This window comes from Micrococcus lacusdianchii (assembly GCF_023155805.1).
Classification (GTDB): Bacteria; Actinomycetota; Actinomycetes; order Actinomycetales; family Micrococcaceae; genus Micrococcus; species Micrococcus lacusdianchii.
Genome location: NZ_JAKNUW010000007.1, coordinates 1 through 22,592, shown reverse-complemented (window position 1 = coordinate 22,592; position 22,592 = coordinate 1). Strand labels below are relative to the sequence as shown.

The window sequence follows — 22,592 nt, the reverse complement described above, 5'->3', positions numbered from 1 at the left end:
GAGCGGCCGAGCGCCGTGGCCCGCTCAGCGCTTCGGCGGGATGTCCCGGCCCAGACGGCGGGATTCGGGCACGCCGTTGAGATCGCACATCTCCCGCCACACGTCACGTGGGTCCGCCCCGGACGCGAGGGCGTCCGAGGCGGTGGCGTCGAAGGCCGGCAGGTGGAGGGTGTCGACCATCAGCCCGGCCCGTGCGGGGCCGAACTCCTCCTCCATCAGGCGGCGGAACTCGCTGGTCCTCACGCCCGGGCGGCGAGGGTCCCGACCGGCGGCACGTCGTCCGCCGTCATCTCGGCCGGCACGGTGTCCGGGATCGCCACACCCTCCTGGTCGGCGAGCCGGTCGGAGACCTCCCGCAGCAGGAACGACATCGGGATCTCGAGCGCCTCGCAGATGGAGGCGAGCAGCTCCGAGGAGGCTTCCTTCTGGCCACGTTCCACCTCGGAGAGGTAGCCGAGCGACACGCGGGCGTCATGGGAGACCTCGCGCAGGGTGCGGCCCTGGCGTTGGCGGACGTCGCGGAGGACCTCGCCGATCTCGTGGCGGAGGATGGGCAAGGCGCGCTCCTTCAGTTCGGGGGCAGGCTGAGGGCGCATGGGCTCGTCGTTCACCCAGCGGGTGACGCCGTTGGCGTGGACGGGGTGTCGCATCATGTGTGCTCGAGGCTCCTGGAGGCTGGCCAGCCGATCGCGGCGAGGGTGTCCCCCGCCGGTCCCGGTGGCGTGATGATCTTGACTCGTTCAGGACAACGTTCCGGTGGCTGCGGTCATTCCCGAGGGCGTGGGCCGTCCGTCTCGCCGTCCCCGCCACCGTCGGCCAGACGCCGCCGCTCGAGCTCGCGCCGGGAGTAGGTGGCCGTGCGAATCTCCACCGTGTCGTCGAAGCCGGCGCCGACGGCGCCCGCCATCGTGCCCATCGACGTGGACAGCCATACCAGCCGCATCATGTCCACCCACCCGGCGTCCTCGTGCAGCTGGGCGGAGAGGTACGGCATCGGGATGATCACGCTCGCCACCATCGCGAGCACGGCGAACAGGCCCGCGTACAGGGCGGAGCAGGCGAGGCCCACCGTCGCCAGGGTCGAGAGGTTGTCCAGGGCGGGACGCCCGCCGTGCCGTCCGCCTCGGACCCACAGCCCGTTGGTGGTGGTCAGCCAGAGCACCAGCATGACGACCGCCAGCACGGTCACCGCGGTCAGGCGGAGGGTGGACATGTGGTTCGAGAGGCTCCAGATGGAGACGAAGAACACGCCGTAGGCACCCGCCGCGCCCGCAGAGGCCACCGCCCACTTCATGCCCCGGGCCAGGCGCAGGGGGCGGTTGGCCGCCACCATGCCCATCAGGAGCCGCAGCGTGCCCCCCGGGCCCGTGACGAACACCGTGGAGAGGTCCTCGTCCTGACCCGGCCGGCGGATCTCGGTGTCCGGCACGGGTGTGATGTGCTCGCGCCCGATCCCCTCCGGCGTCTCGCTGAGGGGCTCGGAGACGTCCATCTCCCCGTCCGGGGCGTCCTTCGCGGACGCCCCGTCCATGTACCCCAGCACCCGCAGGACCGTCTCCTCGAGGCGCTGCCGCGTGCGCAGGACGCCGAGAGCGGGCACGCACACCGAGGCGGCGCGGCGTCCGGGCAGCACGTCGGCGAGGACGCCGCGCCCCTCCTCGAACCGCGGCAGGTCCACGACGGCCACCACGGTGTCCCACCCGTTCTCCTCGGCCAGGCGGCCCGCCGCACCGTCCAGGATCAGGTGGCCCTCCGCGCTCACCGGCAGCACCTGCTGGTGGGCCTCCACGCGCCACCGGACCCGATCCTCACGCCGCTCGGCGAGGCGGTCCGGCAGGGTCTCGGCCACCTGCTGGGCCAGCTTCCACGGGACGCCCGGGTCGGCGATCAGGCCGATGCGCCGTCGCTCGGCGCCCTCGTGGGGATCGTCATCCCGGTCGGATGCGGTGGGGACGGGGTGGGAGGGCACCCGCTGAGCGTAGGGGACCGGCGGGTCAGGGGCCAGGGACGCCCACCAGGAGCGACTCCAACAGTGCCAGCACGCGTTCCACGGTCCCGCCGCGCACCGCCGCCCGATCCCCCGGCAGGTGCAGCTCGACGCCGAGCGTGGCGCCCTCGGCGTCCTCGTCCAGCCCGGCCGGGGCGACGGCGATCGCCCGCAGGGCCGGGGCCAGCGCGGGCGTCACGGCGAGGCCGAGCATGACGGTCCCCACGGGACGTCCCTGATGCGGCTCGGGGCCGGCCACCCCCGTGGTGGCCACGCCGACGTCGGCGCCCAGGGCCCGCCTCGCACCCGCGGCCATGCGGCGCGCCACCTCGGGGTCCACCGCCCCGCGCGCGGCGAGCAGGTCCCCGCCCACGCCGAGCAGCTCCGCCTTGACGTGGTTCTGGTACGCCACCACCCCGCCCTGGAGGACAGCGGAGGCGCCCGGGACGTCCGCCAGGGCGGCCGCCACCATCCCCGCCGTGAGCGACTCCGCGGTCGCCACCGTGAGGCCCAGCGCCGTGCCGCGCGCGACGACGGCGCGAGCCGCGGCGGACGCGTCGGCCCCCCTCGGATCGGCCTCCCCGTCGGGGACGCTCATCTCACGTCCCCGTGTGCGGCCCGCCAGTCCCGGCGCAGCCGGACGGCGTCCCGCACGTACTCGACACCCGTCAGCACCGTCAGCACCGTGGCGACCCCGATCACGGTCCAGCCCAGCCACGGCCACCAGTCGCCCAGCACGGGGGCCAGCGGCATGAGCAGGAGTCCGATGCCCACGGCCTGCAGGACGGTCTTGAGCTTGCCGCCCCGGCCGGCCGGCATGACGCCGTACCGGATGACCACGAACCGCATGAGCGTGATGCCCCACTCGCGCACCAGGATCACGGCGGTGACCCACCACCACAGCTCGCCGAGCAGGGAGAAGAGCACCAGCGCGGAGCCCGTGAGCAGCTTGTCCGCGATGGGGTCCGCGATCTTCCCGAAGTTCGTCACCAGGCCCCGGGCGCGGGCGATGTCCCCGTCGAGCTTGTCCGTGTACATGGCGACGGCGAAGAGGACCACCGCGGTCCACCGCGCCGCGGCGGAGTCACTGCCCCACGGGCCGCCGGCCCACATCGCCCACACGAAGAACGGCACCATGACGATGCGCAGGCCCGTCAGGACGTTGGGGAGGTTGAACTCGGAGGTCTTCTCCACCGGGGCGGGACTGCCCGCGGGACGGTCTCCTCCCCCGGTCAGCGTCCGGTCAGCTGCCACGCGTCCTCCGATCCCTCGTCGTCGTCCTCATCGTCCCAGCTCTGGGCCGCGGGACGGGAGTCCACGTCGTCCCCGACCATGTCGCCCGAGGACCACCGGTCCCCCTCGCCGCCGGCGGACGGGGCCGCGGGGGCCGCGGGGGCGGCAGCCTGCGAGGGCGGGGTGTCGCCGCTGATGGTGGCCAGGACGTCGGCGAGGTCATCGGGCTTGACCAGCACGTCCCGGGCCTTGGAGCCCTCGGACGGGCCCACCACGGCGCGGGACTCCATGAGGTCCATGAGCCGGCCCGCCTTGGCGAAGCCCACCCGGAGCTTGCGCTGCAGCATGGACGTGGAGCCGAACTGCGTGGTGACCACGAGCTCGACGGCCTGCAGCAGCAGGTCGAGGTCGTCCCCGATGTCCTCGTCGATGACCTTCTCGGACTTCTCCGGGACCACGTCCTCGCGGTACTGGACCTGCCTCTGCGTCTTCACGTGCTCCACGACGGCGTGGATCTCGGTCTCATCGACCCAGGCGCCCTGCACTCGCATGGGCTTGGACTTGCCCATGGGCAGGAACAGCGCGTCGCCCTGGCCGAGGAGCTTCTCCGCGCCCGGCTGGTCGAGGACCACGCGGGAGTCGGTCACCGAGGAGGTGGCGAACGCCATCCGCGAGGGGACGTTGGCCTTGATCAGGCCCGTGACCACGTCCACGGACGGCCGCTGCGTCGCGAGCACGAGGTGGATGCCGGCCGCACGGGCCAGCTGGGTGATGCGCACGATCGCGTCCTCGACGTCGCGCGGGGCGACCATCATCAGGTCCGCGAGCTCATCGACGATGACCAGCAGGTACGGGTACGGGCGCAGCACGCGCTTGGAGTCCGGCGGCAGCTTCACCTGGCCGGCCCGGACGGCCTTGTTGAAGTCGTCCACGTGCTTGTAGCCGAACGCCGCGAGGTCGTCGTAGCGGGTGTCCATCTCCTTGACGACCCACTGCAGCGCCTCGGCCGCCTTCTTCGGGCTCGTGATGATCGGGGTGACCAGGTGGGGCACGCCCTCGTACGCGGTGAGCTCGACGCGCTTGGGGTCCACCATCACCATGCGCACCTCGTCCGGGGTGGAGCGCATGAGGATCGAGGTGATCATCGAGTTCACGAACGAGGACTTGCCGGCGCCGGTGGCGCCTGCCACGAGCATGTGGGGCATCTTCGCCAGGTTGGCCACCACGTAGCCGCCCTCCACGTCCTTGCCGACGCCCATCACCATCGGGTGGTCGGTGCGTTGGGCGGCCTGCGAGCGCAGGACGTCGCCGAGGGCGACGACCTCCTTGTCCGTGTTCGGGATCTCGATGCCGATCGCGCGCTTGCCCGGGATGGGGCTGAGGATCCGGACCTCGGAGGAGGCCACCGCGTAGGCGATGTTCTTCTCCAGGGCGGTGACCTTCTCCACCTTGGTGCCGGGGGCGACCTCCACCTCGTAGCGGGTCACCGTGGGACCCCGGGAGAAGCCGGTGACCTGCGCGTCCACCTTGAACTCGGTGAACGTCGTGGTCAGGGCCCGGACCACGCGGTCGTTGGACTCGGTGCGCTCCTTGGGCTGCGGTCCGGCCGGCAGCAGGGAGGACTGCGGCAGGTCGTAGACGGTCTCCCCGTCCAGGGTGTCCTGGACCTCGCGCGCGGGCGCATGCGAGACCTCCGGCACAGGCTCCGGTCGACTGACCGAGGGCACCGCCGGTGCGGGCTCGGCGGGCGACTCCGGCTCGGCGGGCGTGACGGCGGGTGCCGGGTCCTGCCGCGGCTCCTCGTCCTCGGCCTCGACGACGGCGGGGGCCGGCTCCGCCTCGAGCGCGGACTCCCGCACGGAGCGGGCGTGCTCGCGGACCTGCTCGAGGGCACGGTCGGCCGCCGTGGGCCGCCGCACGCCGGGCGGCAGGGCGGGGCTGTCGTCGGCCGGCTGGGCGTCGGCGTCGTCGGCCCGGTCCACGTCGTCGCCGTCCTCGTCCACCCAGAGGTCGAAGTCGTCGTCGGGCTCGGGACGGCGACGCCCGCCGGGGGCGGCCTCGGCGTCGAACACGTCCGTCTGGGCCGCATGCCGCAGGCGGATGCGGCGCCGGGGCGACGGGGGCGGGAGGACCTCGGTGGGCTGGTCCCCGGCGGCATGGGATCCGACCGCAGTGGGGCCCGCCGGCGCGGGGGCATCCTCGATCACGGCCGTGTCGTAGGCGCGGGTCCCGCGGACGGGCACGGCGGGGGGCTGCTCCCGGTCTCCGCGGCGGCCGAGCAGGCGGGCCAGCAGCCCGGGCCTCTTCTCCCTCCGCGCCGGAGCGGCGTGCGCGCCGCGAGCGGTGCGCGGGGTGTCCAGGTAGGACTGGTCGTGGTCCGGGTGGGTCCGCCCCTGCGGGCGGTCCTCGAAGAACAGGTCCAGGTCCTGCTGCTCACCCCGGTGCTCGGCGCCGGAGGCCTCACGACGGGCGCGCCGAGCCTCCGCCCGCTCCTGGCGGCGGCGCTCCGCCCCCTCCGCGTCCTGGCCCGTGAGCCAGGCGTAGGCTCCGCGGAGGCGGGACCCGATGGAGCCCACGGGGGTGGCCGTGAGCACCAGCAGGGAGAACACCGCCAGCGCGAGCATCAGGATCCACACCGGCACCGCCGTCAGGAGGGAGGCCAGGGGGACGGTGGCGAAGTAGCCCACCATGCCGCCGGCGCGCAGGACGTCCTCGAACGCCGCGGCCGCCGAGGGCAGGCCGCCCACCAGGTGGGCGATGCCGCTGCCGGCCACGGTGGCCAGCAGCAGGCCGATCACGATGCGCCCGTTGTCCCGGTGGCGGGTCGGATGGCGGAAGCAGCGGACCGCGACCACGGTCAGCACGACCGGCACGAGCAGGGCGAACCAGCCGACGGTGCCGCCGACCACGGAGTGGACCACGCGCCCCACCGCCGTGTCCCGCAGTCCCCACCACTCGATCGCGGCGACGAGCGCGGCGATCAGGATCAGGAGGAGCCCGGTGCCGTCCCGGCGGTCCTCCCGCGGGATGCGCACGTCGGGTCCGGCCTTGCGCACGGCGGCGCCCACGGGGGTGGCCAGGGCCACCCACGCCGTGCGCAGGGCGCGCACGAACGCGGGCTGCTGATCGCGGTCGGAGGTGGCGGCGGACGCGCCCTTCCCGGAGGAGCCCTTCACGGACCGGGCGGAACCGGACCGGGGCTTCGACGAGGAGGACGACGACCGCGCGGGGGAAGTACGGGTCGCCATGGATCCAACGTACCGTGCGCCCCGGACACGGTGGGCACGGGGACGGGGCGTGCGCGGCCCGGCCGGAGGCACGCGACCGGTCAGAACCGGATGCCGGCCTCCGCGAGGTCGGCGCGGATGGCGTCGAGCTCCGCCGCCGTGGCGCGGACGAGCGGCAGGCGCACCGTGTCCGTGGGGATGACGCCCTGGGCGGCGAGGACGGCCTTCGAGGCGACCGCGCCCTGGACATGGCCCATGATGCCGCGCTGCACGGGGTCGAGGGCGTAGTGCGCGGACCGGGCCGCGGCGAGGTCGCCGGCGTGGACGGCGTCCACGAGCTCGCGGTACAGGCCGGGGGCCACGTGGGCGGCCACGGACACGACGCCGACGGCACCCAGCGCCATGAGCGGCAGGGTCGCACCGTCGTCGCCCGAGTACAGCTGGAGGTCCGTGTGGGCCAGCACCGTGGTGGTGGACTGCAGGTCGCCCTTGGCGTCCTTGAGGGCCACGATGTTCTCGTGCGCCGCGAGCGCGATCAGGGTCTTCGGCTCGATCGGCATGACGGAGCGGCCGGGGATGTCGTACACCATCACGGGCAGCCCGGCCGCGTCGGCGATCGCCTCGAAGTGGGCGCGGATGCCGGCCTGGTTGGGCTTGTTGTAGTACGGGGTGACGATCAGCAGGCCGTCGACGCCGGTCTCGGCGGCCCGGCGGGAGAGCTCCACGGAGTGGGCCGTGTCGTTCGTGCCGGTGCCCGCGATCACCTTCGCCCGGTCCCCCACCGCCTCCACCACCGTGCGGAACATGGCGAGGTTCTCCTCGTCCGTGAGCGTGGAGGTCTCGCCCGTGGTGCCGGTGACCACGAGGCCGTCCGCCCCCCCGTCCACGAGGTGCCGGGCCAGGGCCGCGGCCGCCTCCAGATCGACGGCGCCGTCCCGGTCCATCGGCGTCACCATGGCGGGCACGACGGTGCCGAAGGGCAGGTCGGACGGGTTCACGGGTCCAGGCGCGGCAGTCATGGGGCACACCCTACCTGCGAGGATGGCCCCGTCCCCGTGTGCGGCGGGCCTGCGACGCCGGGCGTCCCCACACGTCGCGACCCGCCCCCGGCCCTCCGTCCCGCCGCGCCCGGCGCGGCCCCGTCCCCCGAGGTGTCCATGCCCGTCCTCCCCCACCGGCTGACCGGGGTCGACGCCGCCCGCGGCGTCGCCCTGCTGGGGCTCGCCGCCGTCCACGTGACCGACCCGGCGACCGCGGCGGGCCACCCCGATCCGCTGCACCTCGTGTTCTCCGGCGGCGCGGCCGCCCTGTTCGTGACGCTCGCCGGCGTGGGCCTGGCCCTCGCCGCGGGCGGCCCCGAGCCCGTGCCGGCCACCGCGGCCGCCGTGCTACGCCGCCGCACACTCCGCCGTGCCGGAGTGCTGTTCGTGCTCGGGCTGGTGTGCGGGGCGCTGGGCACCCCGGTGGCCGTGATCCTGTGCCACTACGCGCTCCTCTTCCTCCTCGCCCTGCCACTGCTGCGGCTGCGCGGCGGGGCGCTGGCAGCCCTCGCGGGGGCCTGGCTGGTCCTGGGGCCGGTGCTCGTCTTCGGGCTGCGGGCCGCCGGTCAGGCGCTGCTCGGCCGGGAGGAGTTCCTGCAGGGGGCGCGCCTGTGGACCTCCCCCGCCCCGACGGATCTGGCCACCCCCGCCCTGCTGCTCACCGACCTCCTGGTGACCGGCTACTACCCGGTCCTGTCCTGGGGCGCCTTCCTGGTGGCCGGCCTGGCGATCGGGCGGCTGGACCTGCGCGCCCCGCGGACGGCTGCTCTCCTGGCCGTGGGGGGCGTCGGGGCGGGGGCGGCGGCCCTCGGGGTCGGGGCGGCCGTGCGCGGGGCGGACGGCGTGGTGGCGCGGATCGCGGCGGCGACGGGCGCCGCCCCGGAGGAGCTGGCCACGACCCTGCTCACGGGCGAGCACCGGCTGGCGTGGCTCATCCCCGACCCGCTGTGGCTGGCGCTCGCGACCCCGCACGGCGGGTCCCCGCTCGAGGCCGTCCGGGCGCTGGGCTGGGCCGTGGCCGTGCTGGGCCTCTGCCTGCTGCTGTCCCGTCGGCGCGGACGCGCGCCGGGCGCCGGGGTGCTGCCCGGCGTCGGGCGCCTCTCCCTGACCCTCTACGTGGGGCACCTCGTGCTGCTGGGTGCGCTCATGGCCGCCGGTGTCCCGTTCCGCGGACTCGCCGCGGCGGCCGTGCTGTGGATGCTCTTCCTCGCGGCCGGGTGGGCGGCGGCGCGCACGGGCGCGGACGGACCCCTCGAGACGGGGATGCGGCGGCTCGCGCGCCGGGGCGAGGACGCCCGCCCCGGCGTCGGCCCGGGCCCGCGCTGAGCATGAGCCCGCGGCGTCAGCCCACCCGGTGCAGGCGGACGGCCTCGCGGGCTGCGGCACGGGCGCGCGGGCGATCTCCGGCGGCCGCATAGGCCAGGGAGAGGCGGTAGCGGGCGCGCCAGTCGTGGGGAGCGGCGCGGACGGCCTCGGCGAACCCCGCGAACTGCGCGTCGGCGGCGGCACGGTCGATCCGCCCGCCGGGGGAGCGCGGCAGGTCGTCCTCGGGGAGCCCCTCCTCGGCTTCGAGGATCGCCGCGAGACGCTCCGTCTGCAGGCCGAACAGCAGCTCACGGCCGATCAGCGCCAGGCCGAGCGCCACCACCACGATGACGGACACACCGATCGCCACGGGCAGCGCGCCGCCCGCCCCGATCAGGGCCACGGCCGCCCGCACCACGAAGAACGCGAAGAACAGCGTGAGCAGCACGACGAACGCCACCCACAGCTTGGAACGCAGGGTCGCCCCGCCGGCCGGGGAGGCGGAGACGGTGGCGGCGGCGCGGTCAGTCGAGCTCAAGGACGCCGTCCAGGCCATAGGTGAGCCCCGGGCGCGAGGCCACGGTGCGCAGACCCAGCACCACGCCGGGCATGTAGGCGCCGCGGTCGTAGGCGTCGTGGCGGACGGTCAGCTGCTCTCCGGGCCCGCCCATCAGCACCTCCTGGTGGGCCTCGAGGCCGCGCAGGCGCACCGCGTGCACGTGCACCCCGTTCACGACGGCGCCGCGCGCCCCGTCCGGGTCCCGCTCGGTGGCGTCCGGGGAGGGGTCCACGCCGGCGGCGGCCCGGGCATCCCCGATCATCTCGGCGGTGCGGACCGCGGTGCCCGAGGGGGCGTCCAGCTTGGCGGGGTGGTGCAGCTCGACCACCTCGACGGACTCGAACCAGCGGGCGGCCTTCGCCGCGAAGGCGGTGGCGAGGACGGAGCCCACGGAGAAGTTCGGGGCGATCAGCACGCCCACCCCGGGGTGCTCGGCCAGCTGCGCCTCGAGGGCGGAACGGCGCTCGGCGTCCCAGCCCGAGGTGCCCACCACGGCGTGGAGGCCGTGCTCCACCGCGAAGGCCACGTGGTCCGGCGAGGCGTCCGGGACCGTGAGGTCCAGGACGTGGGTGGCGCCGGCGTCGAGCACGGCCTGCAGCGGGTCCCGCGAGCCCAGCTCGGCGACCAGCTCGAGCCCGGCGGCCTCGCGCACGGCGGGCACGGCGTGGCGGCCCATCTTGCCGCCGGCGCCCAGGATCGCCACGCGCGGCACGGCGTCCGCGGGCGCGGGGGTGGTGGGGGTGGTCTCGCTCATGTGCTCAGCCTACGCGCGTGGGCGGCTCAGGCCGGGGCCACGACGACGCGGGCCCGCTCCCCCTCGGCCAGGCGGGCGGCCACCGCGCGCACCTGACCGGCGTCCACGGCGCGCACCCGCGCGAGGGAGGCGGAGAGGTCCGCGAACTCCCCCGTGACCAGCTCGGCCCGGCCCAGCCGGGACATGCGCGCGCCGGTGGACTCCATGCCGAGCACGGTGCCGCCGCAGATCTGCCCGTGCGCGCGCTCGAGCTCCTCGCCGGTGACCTCCTCCAGCGCCATGCGCTCGAACTCGGCCGTCATGAGCGCGGCCACCTCGTCCACGCGCTCGGGCTGGCACCCGGCGTAGAGCCCGTAGTAGCCGGCGTCGGAGTAGCCGGCGGAGAACGAGTACGTCGAGTACGCCAGTCCGCGCTTCTCGCGGACCTCCTGGAACAGGCGCGAGGACATGCCGCCGCCGAGCACGGACATCATGACCCCGAGCGCGAACCGGTCCGGGTCCGTGGTGGACAGGGAGCGCCCGCCGACGATCACGTTGGCCTGCTCCACCGCCTTCTCCACCGTGTGGACGCCCGGGCGCACGCGGGCCGCGGCGGCCGCGGCGGTGTCCACGGTCCGGCGGGGCGCGGGCGCCGCGCCCGGCCGCAGGTCCCAGCCCGACTGGTGGAGGGCGGAGAGCACGAGGCGGCAGACGTCGTCGTGGTCCAGGTGGCCGGCGGCCGTGATGACCAGCTCGTCCGGGCGGTACCAGCGCCGGTAGTGGTCCATGACATGCTCGCGCGTGACGGCGCGGATGGTCTCCGGGGTGCCGCCGATCGGCCGGCCCAGCGGGTGCCCGTCCAGCACGACGCCGGCCAGCTCCTCGTGGGCCACGTCCACCGGGTCGTCGGCGTCCATCGCGAGCTCCTCGAGGATGACCCCGCGCTCGGTCTCGAGCTCGTCCGGGTCGATCAGGGAGGAGGTGACCATGTCCGTCAGCACGTCCACGGCCATGGGCAGGTCCTCGTCCAGGACGCGCGCGTGGTAGACCGTGGACTCCTTGGCCGTGCCGGCGTTGGACTCGCCGCCCACCCGGTCGAACGCCACGGCGATGTCCATGGCGCTGCGCGTGCGCGTGCCCTTGAACAGCAGGTGCTCGAGGAAGTGGGTGGCGCCGAACCCCTCCGGCGACTCGTCCCGGGAGCCCACGGCCACCCAGTAGCCGACGGTCACGGAGCGCTGGTCCGGCATGGACTCGGTGAGCACGCGCACCCCGCCGGGCAGCACGGAACGGCGCACCTCGGACCCGCTCTCGGCGGCCAGCACGCCCTCGAAGTCCAGGGGGATCTCTCGGAGCACAGTCATGCCCGCCATTGTGTCAGCCGCCCGCGGCCCCGTTGTCCGCCCCGGAGCGCCGGGCTGGCCTCGCCCCATGAGGCCCGCCCGCCCGGACTCCGCCCCCGCCCGTCCCTCCCGGCTCGTCCTCGCCCTGCTCCTCCTGCTGGGCGGCACGTTCGTCTTCGCAGGCCAAGGAGTGGTGCCGATCATCGTGGACGGCGGCCTGGCCGCCTACGTCGCCGGGCTGGCCCTCCCCTGAGGGCGCTGGACTCGTCGATGCGCTCGGGCGGGTGGGATCTCGGCTGGGAGTTCGCCTTCTTCGTGCTGATGCTCACGGGCTCCTGGGTGCCTGCACCCCTCGTGAATCCGGCCCTGGCTCTGCTCACACGCCGCCGCTGAACCGACGACGGCGCCCCGCCCCTCACGCGGAGGGACGGGGCGCCGTACGGTGCCGGGCGGGTGGGGCCGCCGCGGCGGGCGGGATCAGGCCTCGAGGCCCGAGGACTCCAGCGCGTCGGCCGTCTCGGCCTGGGCGGCGTCGTCGTCCGCCACCACCGGGGCGAGCGACAGCTTCCCGCGGTCGTCGATCTTGGTGATCTCCACCTGGACCTTCTGGCCCACGCCGAGCACGTCCTCGACGTCCTCCACGCGCTGGCCCTCGTTGAGCTTGCGCAGCTCCGAGATGTGCAGGAGGCCGTCCTTGCCCGGGGTGAGCGAGACGAACGCGCCGAACGAGGTCAGCTTCACCACGGTGCCGAGGTAGCGCTCGCCGACCTCGGGGACCTGCGGGTTGGCGATCGCGTTCACGGCGGAGCGCGCGGCCTCGGCCGAGGCGCCGTCGGTGGCGCCGATCAGCACGGTGCCGTCGTCCTCGATGGTGATGTCCGCGCCCGTGTCGTCCTGGATCTGGTTGATCATGGCGCCCTTGGGGCCGATGACCGCGCCGATCTTGTCCACCGGGATGCGCACGGAGATGATCCGCGGCGCGGTGGGGGCGAGCTCGTCCGGCTGGTCGATCGCGGCCTCGAGGACCGAGAGGATGTGCAGCCGGGCCTCGCGGGCCTGGGTCAGCGCACCGGCCAGCACGGAGGCGGGGATGCCGTCCAGCTTGGTGTCCAGCTGGATGGCGGTGACGAACTCGGACGTGCCGGCCACCTTGAAGTCCATGTCGCCGAACGCGTCCTCGGCGCCGAGGATGTCGGTCAGCGCCGCGTACTGGGTCTGGCCGTCCACCTCGGCGGAGACCAGGCCCATGGCGATGCCGGCCACGTGGGCGCGCAGCGGCACGCCCGCGTTCAGCAGGGACAGGGTGGAGGCGCACACGGAGCCCATGGACGTGGAGCCGTTGGAGCCGAGGGCCTCGGAGACCTGGCGGATCGCGTAGGGGAACTCCTCACGCGAGGGCAGCACGGGCACCAGGGCGCGCTCGGCGAGGGCGCCGTGGCCGATCTCGCGGCGCTTCGGGGAGCCCACGCGGCCGGTCTCGCCCGTGGAGTAGGGCGGGAAGTTGTAGTGGTGCATGTACCGCTTGGAGCTGGTGGGGGCCAGCGAGTCGATCTGCTGCTCCATCTTGAGCATGTTGAGCGTGGTCACGCCCATGATCTGGGTCTCGCCGCGCTCGAAGATCGCGGAGCCGTGCACGCGCGGCAGCACCTCGACCTCGGCGGTCAGCTTGCGGATGTCCGTCAGGCCGCGACCGTCGATGCGCACCTGGTCCTTGAGGATCCGGCGGCGCACGATCTGCTTGGTCAGCGAGCCGTAGGCCTTGGCGACCTCCCCGCGGCGCTCCTCGAACTCCTTGCCCTCGCCCGCGAGCTCCTCGATGACCTCGAGGTGGTAGGCGTCCGAGGCGGCCTCGCGCTCCTGCTTGTCCCCGATCGAGAAGATCTCGGTCAGGCGGTCCGTGGCGAGCTTCTCCACGGCGGCGTACGCGTCCTCCTCGTAGTCCGTGAAGACGGGCACCTCCACCGGGTCCTTGCCGGCGCGGGAGACCAGGTCCGCCTGCGCCTCGCACAGGGCGCGGATGAAGGGCTTGGCGGCCTCGAGGCCCTCGGCCACGACCTCCTCGGTGGGGGCCTGGGCGCCGCGATCCTTGATCAGCTCCCACGCGTTGTCGCCCGCCTCCGCCTCGACCATCATGATCGCGACGTCGTCGCCCACCACGCGGCCGGCCACGGCCATGTTGAACACGGCGTCCTGCAGCTGGGAGTGCTTCGGGAAGGCGACCCACTGGCGCTGGCCCGAACCGTCGTCGATCAGGGCCATGCGCACGCCGCCGATGGGGCCGGAGAACGGCAGGCCGGAGAGCTGGGTGGACAGCGAGGCGGCGTTGATGGCCACCGTGTCGTAGATCTCGTCCGGGGCGATCGAGGTGACGGTCACGACGACCTGGACCTCGTTGCGAATGCCCTTGGTGAAGGCCGGACGCAGCGGGCGGTCGATCAGGCGGCACGTGAGGATGGCGTCCGTGGACGGCCGACCCTCGCGGCGGAAGAACGAACCGGGGATGCGGCCGGCGGCGTACATGCGCTCCTCGACGTCCACCGTCAGCGGGAAGAAGTCGAAGCCCTCGCGGGGGCTCTTGCCCACCGTCGTGGCGGACAGCATCGACGTCTCCTCGTCGATGTAGACCATCGCGGCGCCGGCGGCCTGCTGGGCGAGGCGGCCGGTCTCGAAGCGGACGGTGCGGGAGCCGAAGCGGCCGTTGTCGATGACGGCTTCGGCGAACGTGATCTCAGGACCTTCCATGGGGTCCCTCCTTTTCAGACAGGACCGACCCGCGTGCGATGCCGTCGACCTGGTCTTCGATCGAGGCCCTCGGCCGCCCCGCGCGCGTCGGGGCTCCGGGAGCCACTGTCGAGGACCGCGATCCGACGGGGCGGGGCGATCGGTGTGCCCGCACGGACGGCGTCCGGCGCGGGGCGGGTGTTCGGTTGTGGACGTGCTGCGCGGTGCGGCGCGCCCTCCCCCAGGGTAACGACCGGAGGCGGAGAAGACGAAGGGCGGCGCCCCGCGGGGGTCACTCCCCGCCGTGGACACCGCCCTCCGGCCGGCTCATTTGCGCAGGCCGAGGCGCTCGATCAGCGCGCGGTAGCGCTCGATGTCGGTGTCCTTGAGGTAGCCGAGCATGCGACGACGACGACCGACCATGGCCATGAGGCCGCGGCGGGTGTGGTGGTCGTGCTTGTGCTCCTTGAGGTGCTCGGTCAGGTCCTTGATGCGACGCGACAGGACCGCGATCTGCACCTCGGGGGAACCGGTGTCACCCTCGTGGGTGGCGTACTCCTTGATGATCTGCTGCTTGACAGCGGGATCCAGGGCCATGGGAGGCCTCCTTCTCTGTGGTACCGCGAACACGGAGCCGCCCGGGCGCTGAGCACCGGCGGGCGGGGCCTCTCCACCGCGGACTGCAGGGAGGCCTGAGGGGTGAGCCTATCAGCCGAGGCGGATTCATCCCCGCGGGGGAGGTCGGGTCCCGGGGGGCTTCCTAAGCTGGGTCCGTGATGACGACGCCTCCCCCGCCCCCGACCGCACCGGCCCCCGCCCCCCATCCGGCGCCCTGGCCGGGCCCGGTCCACGCCCCCGTGAAGCCCCTGGACCTGCCCCTGATCGGCCACAGCTACCCGGAGCTGATGCGCACGCCGCGCGCCCGCTGGTGGAACCCGCTGGCGTCCCTCGGAATGGTCGTGGCCGGCGTCGTCGGGCTGATGGTCCTGCTCGCGGTGCCGATGGCGCTCGTGCTGTTCGCCCAGATGGACCCGGAGGAGCTGTGGTCCTCCGAGGCCGCCTTCGATCTTGCCTTCTTCTCCGCGCCCATGGTGCTGCTGAACAACCTGATGCTGGCCGCGCTGATCGGCGTCGCCCTGCTGGCGATCCTCGTGGCGCACCCGGTGAAGGCCCGCTTCCTGCACTCCGTGGAGGGCCGGGTGCGCTGGCGGTGGCTGCTGCGCGCCCACCTCGTGCTGCTGCCGCTGTTCGTCGTGTACGTCCTCGGCGCGTGGCTGCTCGACGGCTCCCGCGTCCTGCCCCGCGCCGAGGACTGGGTGTGGCTGCTGGTGATGGCCTTCCTGCTCACCCCCTTCCAGGCCGCCGGTGAGGAGTACCTCTTCCGCGGCTGGGTGATGCTGGCGATCGGCACGTGGATCCGCCGCCCCGTGGTCACCGTGGCGGTCTCCGCCGTGGTGTCCGCCGTGGCCTTCGCTCTGGCCCACGGCTCCCTGGACCCGTGGATCCTGCTGGACCTCGGCGTCTTCGCGGTGGCCGCGGTGATCCTCACGTGGCGCACCGGCGGCCTCGAGGCGGCCGTGGCGCTGCACGTGGTGAACAACGTGGTGATCATCGTGTTCGGCACGCTCACCGGTCTGGACAAGGAGAGCTACGTGACGGACGCCGCCCAGGGCGACCCCCTCTCCACCCTGCTCTCCGCGACGGTCGTCACGCTCGCCACCGTGCTGCTGCTGTGGCAGGCGAAGCGCGCCGGCGTTGCGCGCACCGTGCCCGCCGCGGTGGGCGCGCGGCCCTGAACCGAGTCAGGGACGCGGCGCCCGCCAGGCCACAGCCACGTAGGGCAGCTCGATCTCCTCGTCCGTTCCGTGGCCGAGGTGCTCGTGCAGGTACCAGTCCAGGTTCGCTGTCAGCCGGGCGCAGATCCGCTCCTCCGCCCGTAGCCAGTAGGACCGCGAGGCCATGAGCGCGTGCAGCCCGGCCGGCGTCGTGGTATCCCGCCATGTCCAGGCGGCGTGCTCCTCCACCCCGAACGGGGCGGCGAACCGGCGACGTTCGGGGTGGGCGGCGTGCACGTCCCCGGCGTGCATGATCCGCGTGAGCCGGTGCACCCACGGCACGGTCACGTCCAGCTGGTTCCACACCGCGGCCAGCCGCCCGCCCGGACGCAGCACGCGCGCCGCCTCCTCGGACGCCGCCGCCGGGTCCATCCAGTGCCACGCCTGGGCCGCCACCACGACGTCGGCGCTCCCCTCGGGCAGGCCGGTGGCCTCACCCCTGCCGTCCACGGAGCACACCCGCCCGCCCGAGGGTGCGGCGACGTCGCGGTCCAGGACGGCGCGCATGACCGCGGAGGGCTCCACCGCCGCCACGGTGCGCACGCGATCCGCCGGACAAGCGGCCAGCAGGCGGGTGAACAGGCCGGTCCCCGCACCGATCTCCACGACGTCGAGACCGCGGCCCGTCGCCACCCCCTCGAGCGCCCAGTCCACGACGGGCTCGGGGTAGGAGGGGCGGACGGCGTCGTAGTGCTCCCCCGCTGCCGTCCCGCCGAGTCCGAACGCGTTGGGCGCGGCACGGTCCGGCCGGGCGGTGCGGCGCGGCAGGTTCGGGGTCGGCCGGTCCGGGGCGGGCTCAGGCACGGCCGGGCGGCTGCGGCGCGGCGTCCAGGATCGCGCGTGCCTGGTCCACGTCCTGATGCATCTGCGCGACCAGCTTCTCGACGCCCTCGTAGGCCACCATGCCGCGCAGGCGCGCCACGAACTCGACCTCGACCAGCTGGCCGTAGAGGTCGAAGTCCTCCACGCGCTCGACGGGGCGGTCGATCACGTGGGCCTCCACCACACGGGCCACGCCCTCGAACGTGGGGTTGGAGCCGATCGAGACGGCCGCCGGCCAGGCGGTCCCCTCGGCGTCGTGCAGCCAGCCGGCGTACACGCCGTCCGCGGGCATCATGCCCGCCACGTCCGTCTGGAGGTTGGCCGTGGGGAAGCCCAGCTCGCGGCCCCGGGCGAACCCGTGGACCACCTGGCCGGCCACCACGTGGTTGCGGCCGAGCACGTGGGCCGCCTGGGCCACCTCCCCGTCCGCCAGCAGCTCGCGGATCCAGGTCGAGGAGCAGCGGCGCGCGTCGCCGTCGCCGTCCTCCGCGGGCAGGTCGTCCACGGCGGCCACCGCGAAGCCGTGCTCCCGGCCGAGGCGGACCATCTCCGCGAAGTCGCCGGCGTTGTCCTTCCCGAACCGGACGTCCCGGCCCACCACCACGGCGCACGCCCGCAGGCCGCGCACGAACATGGAGAGGACGAACTCCTCGGGCGTCTGCGCGGCGAAGTCCAGCGTGTAGCGCTGCAGGAACAGCGCGTCGATCCCGGTCTCGGCGAGGAACACCGCGCGCTGCTCGGGGCTGAGGATCTCCTCGTGCGGGGCGTCCGGCTGGTGCACCACCCGGGGGTGCGGGGTGAAGGTCACCGCCACGGACATGGCGTCCTCGGCCCGGGCGAGCTCCACCACGCGCCTTAGCACGGCCCGGTGCCCGCGGTGGACGCCGTCGAAGTTGCCGAGCGCCACGACGGTGCGGGGCAGGTCCGTCGGGACCTCCGTCATCGAGTTCCAGACCTGCATTCAGCGCTCCTCGCGGGACGCGGCCGCGTCCGATCGATCCGGACGGTGCGCCAGCAGCCAGGCCAGGCCCACCAGCGGCAGCACGAGCGGCACGTACCCGTAGCCCGCGCCGAAGCGGGACCACACGGTCTCGTCCGCGAACAGTCCCGGGTCCAGGACGGTCCACAGGCCCACGCCCACGACGCCGGCCAGCTCCACCAGCACGGCCGCCAGGGCCACGCGCCACGCGCCGGGCCCCGAGCGGGCCAGGGACAGCGTGGCCACGACGTAGACCACCGCCGCGAACGCGGAGAGCAGGTACGCCACGGGGGCCACGTCGAACTGGCTGAGGATCTGGAACAGGCTGCGGGCGAACGCGGAGAGCGCGAACACGGCGTAGACCATCACGAGGATGCGGCCGAGCCCCTGGTTGCGCGCGGGGCGCGTCGGCGTCGCCGTCGTGCTGGATGCCATCGCGGGCTCCTCTCCGTCCTGCCGGGCTGTCCGGCTCACCACTGTCCGTACCAGATGACCTGCATGCGGTGGAGCATGACCACCACCGTGGGGCCGACCACCGCGAGCACGAGGTTCGCCCACCGGGTCCTGTCCGAGGCCGCCCAGAGCACCGCGATCACCGGGACCACGAGCGCCGTGAGCACGTACCCCCAGAACTCCCACACGGGACCGTTCAGGGGGTCTCCCCCCAGCTGGCGGAACGCCCCCACCACACCGTAGACGAGCAGGAACAGCTCCACCGCCGCCACGGACACGATGGAGGCGTCCGCCGGGTGCGTGCGCAGCGCCGTCATGGCCAGGCACACCAGCAGCGAGAGGACCCCCACCGCGGTGCCGGCCCAGAACCAGGTGTCGAGGATCACGACGCCCCTCCCTTCCCCTCGCCCTCCGCGGGCGCGAACACCAGGTGCGGGCGGGCGACGTCCCGTCCTGCACGGCGGCCGTCCTGCAGGAGGGCCACCACGGTGCCGTCCGGAGCGCGGCCGGCCACGAGGTCCACGGGGGCCTTCCCCGACGACGACGGCGCACCCTCGGCGGGCGCCTCGCCGCCGGTGCCGGTCGGCGCGATCGCGCGACCGAAGGACAGCTCCCGGGCCTCGTCGGCGGTGAGCTCGCGGACCGGGAAGAGCCCCGCCGCGGCGTCGGAGAGCTCGGTCATCACGAAGCGCTCCGCCAGGGCGTCCAGGTCCACGGCGTCGGCCACGTCGAAGGGGCCCACGGCGGTGCGGCGCAGCGCGGTGAGGTGCCCGCCGGTGTCCAGCGCCTCGCCGAGGTCCCGGGCGAGGGCACGGATGTACGTGCCGGAGGAGCAGTGCACGGTGACGTCGAGGTCGACGGTCCGGCCGCCGTCGAGCCGGCGGAGGTCATGGACGTCGAAGGAGTGGACCGTGACCTCCCGGGGGGCCAGCTGCACGTCCTCCCCCGCGCGGACACGGTCGTACGCCCTCCGCCCGCCCACCTTGACGGCGGACACGGCCGAGGGCACCTGTGAGAGGGTCCCCGTCAGCGCGGCGACCTGCTCGGCCACGCGCTCGGGGGTGACGGCGTTGGCCAGGCGGGTGGCGATCACCTTGCCCTCGGCGTCGTCCGTGAGCGTGGACTGACCCAGCCGGACGGTGGCCGTGTAGGTCTTGTCCGTGCCGGTGATGGCGGTCAGCAGGCGGGTGGCCTTGTTGACCCCCACCACGAGCAGGCCCGTGGCCATGGGGTCGAGGGTGCCGGCGTGGCCGACCTTGCGGGTGCCGGCCAGCCGGCGGACGCGCCCGACGACGTCGTGGGAGGTCCACCCGGCCGGCTTGTCGACGAGGACGACCCCCGACGCCTCGGTGCCCGGGGCATCGGGGGTCGGTCCGTGTGCGGTGCGTGCGGTCACGTCAGCGGTGCCTCACGCCTGCTCGTCGTCCGAGGAGCGGTAGGGGTCCGCCTCGCCGGCGTACTGGGCGCCCTCGCGGGCGCGGGCCAGCTCCGCGTCCCGCTCCTTGGCGGCGCGCAGGACGTCCTCGAGGTGCGCGGCCGCCTCGGGGACGGTGTCCGGCACGAACTCGAGGGTCGGGACCAGGCGGATGGTGAGCCCGCGGCCCACCTCGCGGCGCAGCAGGCCGCGGTTCTCCTGGATCGCCTCGTGGGCGGCGGCCACGGTGGCCTCGTCCCCGAGGACCGTGTAGTACACGCTCGCGTGCTGCAGGTCGTTGGTCACGCGGACCTCCGTCACGGTGACGGGCTCCACGCGGTCGTCCTTCACGGCGCGCCGCAGCGCCTCCGCGATGAGGACCTTGATGCGCTGGGCCAGGCGGCCTGCGCGGGCCGGATCGGCCATGTCAGTCTCCTTCCGTGCCACGGTCCCGGGTCCGCGGGGCGGGACGCCGTCTGAGGCGCCCCGCCCCGTCGTCGGACGCTCAGGCGCGCGGCTTCTCCTGCATCTCGAAGGTCTCGATCACGTCGCCCTCCTTGATGTCGTTGAAGTTGCCGAGGCCGATGCCGCACTCGTAGCCGTCGCGCACCTCGGTGGCGTCGTCCTTGAAGCGGCGCAGGGACTCGATCCTGAGGTTGTCGGCCACCACGCTGCCGTCGCGCACCAGGCGGGCCTGGGCGTTGCGGCGGATGAGGCCCGAGCGCACCAGCGAGCCGGCGATGGCGCCCCACTTGGAGGAGCGGAACACCTCGCGCACCTCGGCCGAGCCCAGCTCGACCTCCTCGTACTCCGGCTTGAGCATGCCCTTGAGGGCGTTCTCGATGTCGTCGATCGCGTCGTAGATCACGCTGTAGAACCGCATGTCCACGCCCTCGCGGTCGGCCAGGTCGGCGACCCGCTCGGCGGGACGCACGTTGAAGCCGATGATGATGGCATTGTCCACGGTGGCCAGGTTGACGTCGTTCTGGGTGATCGCGCCGACACCGCGGTGGATGACGCGCAGCTGCACCTCGTCCTCGCCGACCTCGATCTTGAGGAGCGAGTCCTCGAGCGCCTCCACCGGACCGGCGGCGTCGCCCTTGATGATGAGGTTGAGCGTGTCGAGCTTGCCCTCGGCCACGGCCTGGTCGAAGTCCTCGAGCGTGATGCGCTTGCGGCGCTTCGCGAGCTGCGCGTTGCGGTCCGCCGCCTCGCGCTTCTCGGCGATCTGACGGGCGGTGCGCTCGTCGTCGGTCACCAGGAACGAGTCGCCGGCGCGCGGCACCGAGGACAGGCCCAGCACCTGGACGGGGCGCGACGGGTCGGCCTCCTCCACGGGGGTGCCGTTCTCGTCGAACATGGCGCGCACGCGGCCGTGGGCGGAGCCCACCACCATCGTGTCGCCCACGCGCAGCGTGCCGGTCTGCACCAGTACGGTGACGACGGCGCCGCGGCCCTTGTCGAGGTTCGCCTCGATGGCCACGCCGCGGGCGTCCTTGTCCGGGTTCGCCGTCAGCTCGAGGGCCGCGTCCGCGGTCAGCAGGATCGACTCCAGAAGCTGGTCGATGTTGACGCCGTTGCGGGCGGAGACGTCCACGAACATCGTCTCGCCGCCGTACTCCTCGGGCACGATGCCGTACTCGGTGAGCTGGCCGCGGATCTTGTCCGGCTGCGCGCCGTCCTTGTCGATCTTGTTGACCGCGACGACGATCGGCACGTCCGCTGACTGCGCGTGGTTCAACGCCTCGACCGTCTGCGGCATGACGCCGTCGTCCGCCGCGACCACGAGGACCGCGATGTCCGTGACCTTGGCGCCGCGGGCACGCATGGCGGTGAACGCCTCGTGGCCCGGGGTGTCGATGAAGGTCAGGCGACGCTCCTCGCCCTCGTGCTCCACCGGCACCTGGTACGCGCCGATGTGCTGGGTGATGCCGCCGGCCTCGCCCTCGATGACGTTGGACTTGCGGATCGCGTCCAGCAGACGTGTCTTGCCGTGGTCCACGTGGCCCATGACGGTGACCACCGCGGGGCGCGCGACGAGGTCGTCGGCGTCCTCGTTGGCCTCCTCGGCCTCGAGGTCGATGTCGAAGGCCTCCAGGAGCTCCTTGTCCTCGTCCTCCGGGGACACGACCTGGACCTTGTAGCCGAGCTCGTCGCCGAGCAGCTGGAAGGTGTCCTCGTCGAGGGACTGGTTGGCCGAGGCCATCTCGCCCAGGGTGAAGAGCACCTTCACGAGGTCCGCGACGTCCGCGCGGATCTTCTCGGCGAAGTCGGCCAGGGACGCGCCGCGGCGCAGGCGCAGGATCGTGGTGCCGTCACCCTTGGGGACCTTGACGCCGCCGATCTCACGCGTGTGCTGCTGCTCGAACTCCTGACGCTTGGCGCGCTTCGACTTGCGCCCCTTGCGCGCGCCGCCGCCGCCGCGGCCGAACGCGCCCTGCGCGTTGCCGCGGCCCCGGTTGGGACCGCCGCCGGGACGGCCGGGGCCGCCGCCGGGGCCCCCACCGGGACGGCCGCGACCGCCGCCGCGGCCGGGAGCCGGAGCAGGGGTGATCTGCTTGGGCATCATGCCCGGGTTCGGACGGGGACCGCCCGCACCCGCGGCCGGACGGGGACCGCCCGGACGGGGACCGCCCGCACCCGCGGCAGGACGGGGACCGCCCGCACCCGCGGCAGGACGAGGCCCACCCGGACGGGGGGCGCGGTCCTCACGGCCCTGGCGCATGCCCTGGGACGGGGCGAACGGGTTGTTGCCCGGACGCGCACCGCCCGGACGTCCGCCGGGACGGGCGCCCGGACGGGGACCGCCCTGGCCGCCGGCGGCGCCCTTGGAGGTGAACGGGTTGTTCCCCGGGCGCGGGGCACCCGGCTTGGCGCCGCCCGGCTTCGGGGCGGCCGCCCCGGGCGTGGGGGCGGCGGCCGGCGTGGGCGCGGCCGGGCC

At 74.1% G+C, this 22,592-nt stretch carries 23 protein-coding genes; 4 read left to right on the top strand and 19 right to left on the bottom strand.

What is annotated here, in order from left to right; translation table 11 throughout:
- Positions 1-24: 24 nt before the first annotated feature.
- The 7 genes from MA879_RS05910 to dapA all read right to left on the bottom strand — a co-directional run bounded on the left by MA879_RS05910 (position 25) and on the right by dapA (position 7,466).
- Complete coding sequence (locus tag MA879_RS05910; protein ID WP_248124121.1) at positions 25-243, bottom strand: DUF3046 domain-containing protein; 219 nt, start codon at positions 241-243, stop codon at positions 25-27.
- Positions 240-653, bottom strand: coding sequence for a helix-turn-helix domain-containing protein (locus MA879_RS05905; protein WP_282447665.1), 414 nt, complete (start codon positions 651-653; stop codon positions 240-242). The genes MA879_RS05910 and MA879_RS05905 overlap by 4 nt, the downstream gene beginning before the upstream one ends.
- Positions 654-766: 113 nt before the next feature.
- Positions 767-1,969, bottom strand: a complete 1,203-nt coding sequence (locus MA879_RS05900; protein ID WP_248124120.1) for a hypothetical protein — start codon at positions 1,967-1,969, stop codon at positions 767-769.
- Positions 1,970-1,994: 25 nt separating this feature from the next.
- Positions 1,995-2,585: a CinA family protein gene (locus MA879_RS05895; protein ID WP_248124119.1), complete on the bottom strand. Its 591-nt coding sequence runs from the start codon at positions 2,583-2,585 to the stop codon at positions 1,995-1,997.
- A complete protein-coding gene (gene pgsA, locus MA879_RS05890; RefSeq protein WP_282447670.1) occupies positions 2,582-3,223 on the bottom strand; it encodes a CDP-diacylglycerol--glycerol-3-phosphate 3-phosphatidyltransferase in 642 nt (213 codons plus the stop codon). Before pgsA ends, MA879_RS05895 begins: the two co-directional genes overlap by 4 nt.
- Positions 3,220-6,468, bottom strand: coding sequence for a DNA translocase FtsK (locus MA879_RS05885; protein ID WP_248124118.1), 3,249 nt, complete (start codon positions 6,466-6,468; stop codon positions 3,220-3,222). Before MA879_RS05885 ends, pgsA begins: the two co-directional genes overlap by 4 nt.
- Positions 6,469-6,548: 80 nt before the next feature.
- Positions 6,549-7,466: a 4-hydroxy-tetrahydrodipicolinate synthase gene (dapA, locus tag MA879_RS05880; protein WP_135028385.1), complete on the bottom strand. Its 918-nt coding sequence runs from the start codon at positions 7,464-7,466 to the stop codon at positions 6,549-6,551.
- A 138-nt stretch (positions 7,467-7,604) separates the two neighbouring features.
- On the opposite strand from dapA, the gene MA879_RS05875 reads away from it, so the two are divergent.
- Entirely contained in the window at positions 7,605-8,813 is a 1,209-nt protein-coding gene (locus tag MA879_RS05875; protein ID WP_248124117.1) for a heparan-alpha-glucosaminide N-acetyltransferase domain-containing protein, read from the top strand.
- Positions 8,814-8,829: 16 nt separating this feature from the next.
- Here the strand turns inward: MA879_RS05875 and MA879_RS05870 are convergent, their stop codons facing one another.
- The 3 genes from MA879_RS05870 to MA879_RS05860 are packed head-to-tail and all read right to left on the bottom strand — an operon-like array spanning position 8,830 to position 11,448.
- Positions 8,830-9,330 carry a hypothetical protein gene (locus MA879_RS05870; protein WP_248124116.1) on the bottom strand — a complete coding sequence of 167 codons (501 nt, stop codon included), beginning with the start codon at positions 9,328-9,330 and terminating at the stop codon, positions 8,830-8,832.
- A complete protein-coding gene (gene dapB, locus MA879_RS05865; protein WP_248124115.1) occupies positions 9,317-10,105 on the bottom strand; it encodes a 4-hydroxy-tetrahydrodipicolinate reductase in 789 nt (262 codons plus the stop codon). Before dapB ends, MA879_RS05870 begins: the two co-directional genes overlap by 14 nt.
- A gap of 26 nt (positions 10,106-10,131) precedes the next feature.
- Positions 10,132-11,448, bottom strand: a complete 1,317-nt coding sequence (locus MA879_RS05860) for a M16 family metallopeptidase (protein ID WP_248124114.1) — start codon at positions 11,446-11,448, stop codon at positions 10,132-10,134.
- 67 nt (positions 11,449-11,515) lie between these two features.
- Here MA879_RS05860 and MA879_RS05855 point away from each other — a divergent pair, with 67 nt between their 5' ends.
- Both MA879_RS05855 and MA879_RS12390 read left to right on the top strand, forming a co-directional pair.
- Complete coding sequence (locus tag MA879_RS05855; RefSeq protein WP_248124113.1) at positions 11,516-11,680, top strand: hypothetical protein; 165 nt, start codon at positions 11,516-11,518, stop codon at positions 11,678-11,680.
- Positions 11,681-11,697: 17 nt separating this feature from the next.
- Positions 11,698-11,820, top strand: a complete 123-nt coding sequence (locus MA879_RS12390; RefSeq protein WP_282447664.1) for a hypothetical protein — start codon at positions 11,698-11,700, stop codon at positions 11,818-11,820.
- Positions 11,821-11,904: 84 nt separating this feature from the next.
- On the opposite strand, the gene MA879_RS05850 is transcribed toward MA879_RS12390, so the two are convergent.
- Entirely contained in the window at positions 11,905-14,169 is a 2,265-nt protein-coding gene (locus tag MA879_RS05850; RefSeq protein WP_248124112.1) for a polyribonucleotide nucleotidyltransferase, read from the bottom strand.
- 306 nt (positions 14,170-14,475) lie between these two features.
- Positions 14,476-14,745, bottom strand: a complete 270-nt coding sequence (gene rpsO / locus MA879_RS05845; protein ID WP_248124111.1) for a 30S ribosomal protein S15 — start codon at positions 14,743-14,745, stop codon at positions 14,476-14,478.
- Positions 14,746-14,924: 179 nt separating this feature from the next.
- On the opposite strand from rpsO, the gene MA879_RS05840 reads away from it, so the two are divergent.
- Positions 14,925-15,944 (top strand): CPBP family glutamic-type intramembrane protease, encoded by a 1,020-nt coding sequence (locus tag MA879_RS05840; RefSeq protein ID WP_248124110.1) that lies wholly within the window; start codon positions 14,925-14,927, stop codon positions 15,942-15,944.
- Between the two features lie 6 nt (positions 15,945-15,950).
- On the opposite strand, the gene MA879_RS05835 is transcribed toward MA879_RS05840, so the two are convergent.
- From MA879_RS05835 to infB, 7 genes are all read right to left on the bottom strand, one after another.
- On the bottom strand, positions 15,951-16,787 hold the full coding sequence (locus tag MA879_RS05835; protein ID WP_248124109.1) for a class I SAM-dependent methyltransferase: 837 nt from the start codon (positions 16,785-16,787) through the stop codon (positions 15,951-15,953).
- Positions 16,780-17,766 carry a bifunctional riboflavin kinase/FAD synthetase gene (locus MA879_RS05830; protein WP_248124108.1) on the bottom strand — a complete coding sequence of 329 codons (987 nt, stop codon included), beginning with the start codon at positions 17,764-17,766 and terminating at the stop codon, positions 16,780-16,782. The genes MA879_RS05835 and MA879_RS05830 overlap by 8 nt, the downstream gene beginning before the upstream one ends.
- Complete coding sequence (locus tag MA879_RS05825) at positions 17,767-18,219, bottom strand: hypothetical protein (RefSeq protein WP_135028402.1); 453 nt, start codon at positions 18,217-18,219, stop codon at positions 17,767-17,769.
- Positions 18,220-18,254: 35 nt separating this feature from the next.
- Positions 18,255-18,623: a hypothetical protein gene (locus tag MA879_RS05820; protein ID WP_135028404.1), complete on the bottom strand. Its 369-nt coding sequence runs from the start codon at positions 18,621-18,623 to the stop codon at positions 18,255-18,257.
- On the bottom strand, positions 18,620-19,633 hold the full coding sequence (gene truB / locus MA879_RS05815; RefSeq protein ID WP_248124107.1) for a tRNA pseudouridine(55) synthase TruB: 1,014 nt from the start codon (positions 19,631-19,633) through the stop codon (positions 18,620-18,622). The genes MA879_RS05820 and truB overlap by 4 nt, the downstream gene beginning before the upstream one ends.
- A 12-nt stretch (positions 19,634-19,645) precedes the next feature.
- Positions 19,646-20,077, bottom strand: coding sequence for a 30S ribosome-binding factor RbfA (gene rbfA / locus MA879_RS05810; protein ID WP_248124106.1), 432 nt, complete (start codon positions 20,075-20,077; stop codon positions 19,646-19,648).
- Between the two features lie 79 nt (positions 20,078-20,156).
- A partial coding sequence (infB, locus tag MA879_RS05805; protein ID WP_248124105.1) for a translation initiation factor IF-2 occupies positions 20,157-22,592 on the bottom strand: 2,436 nt, incomplete at its 5' end.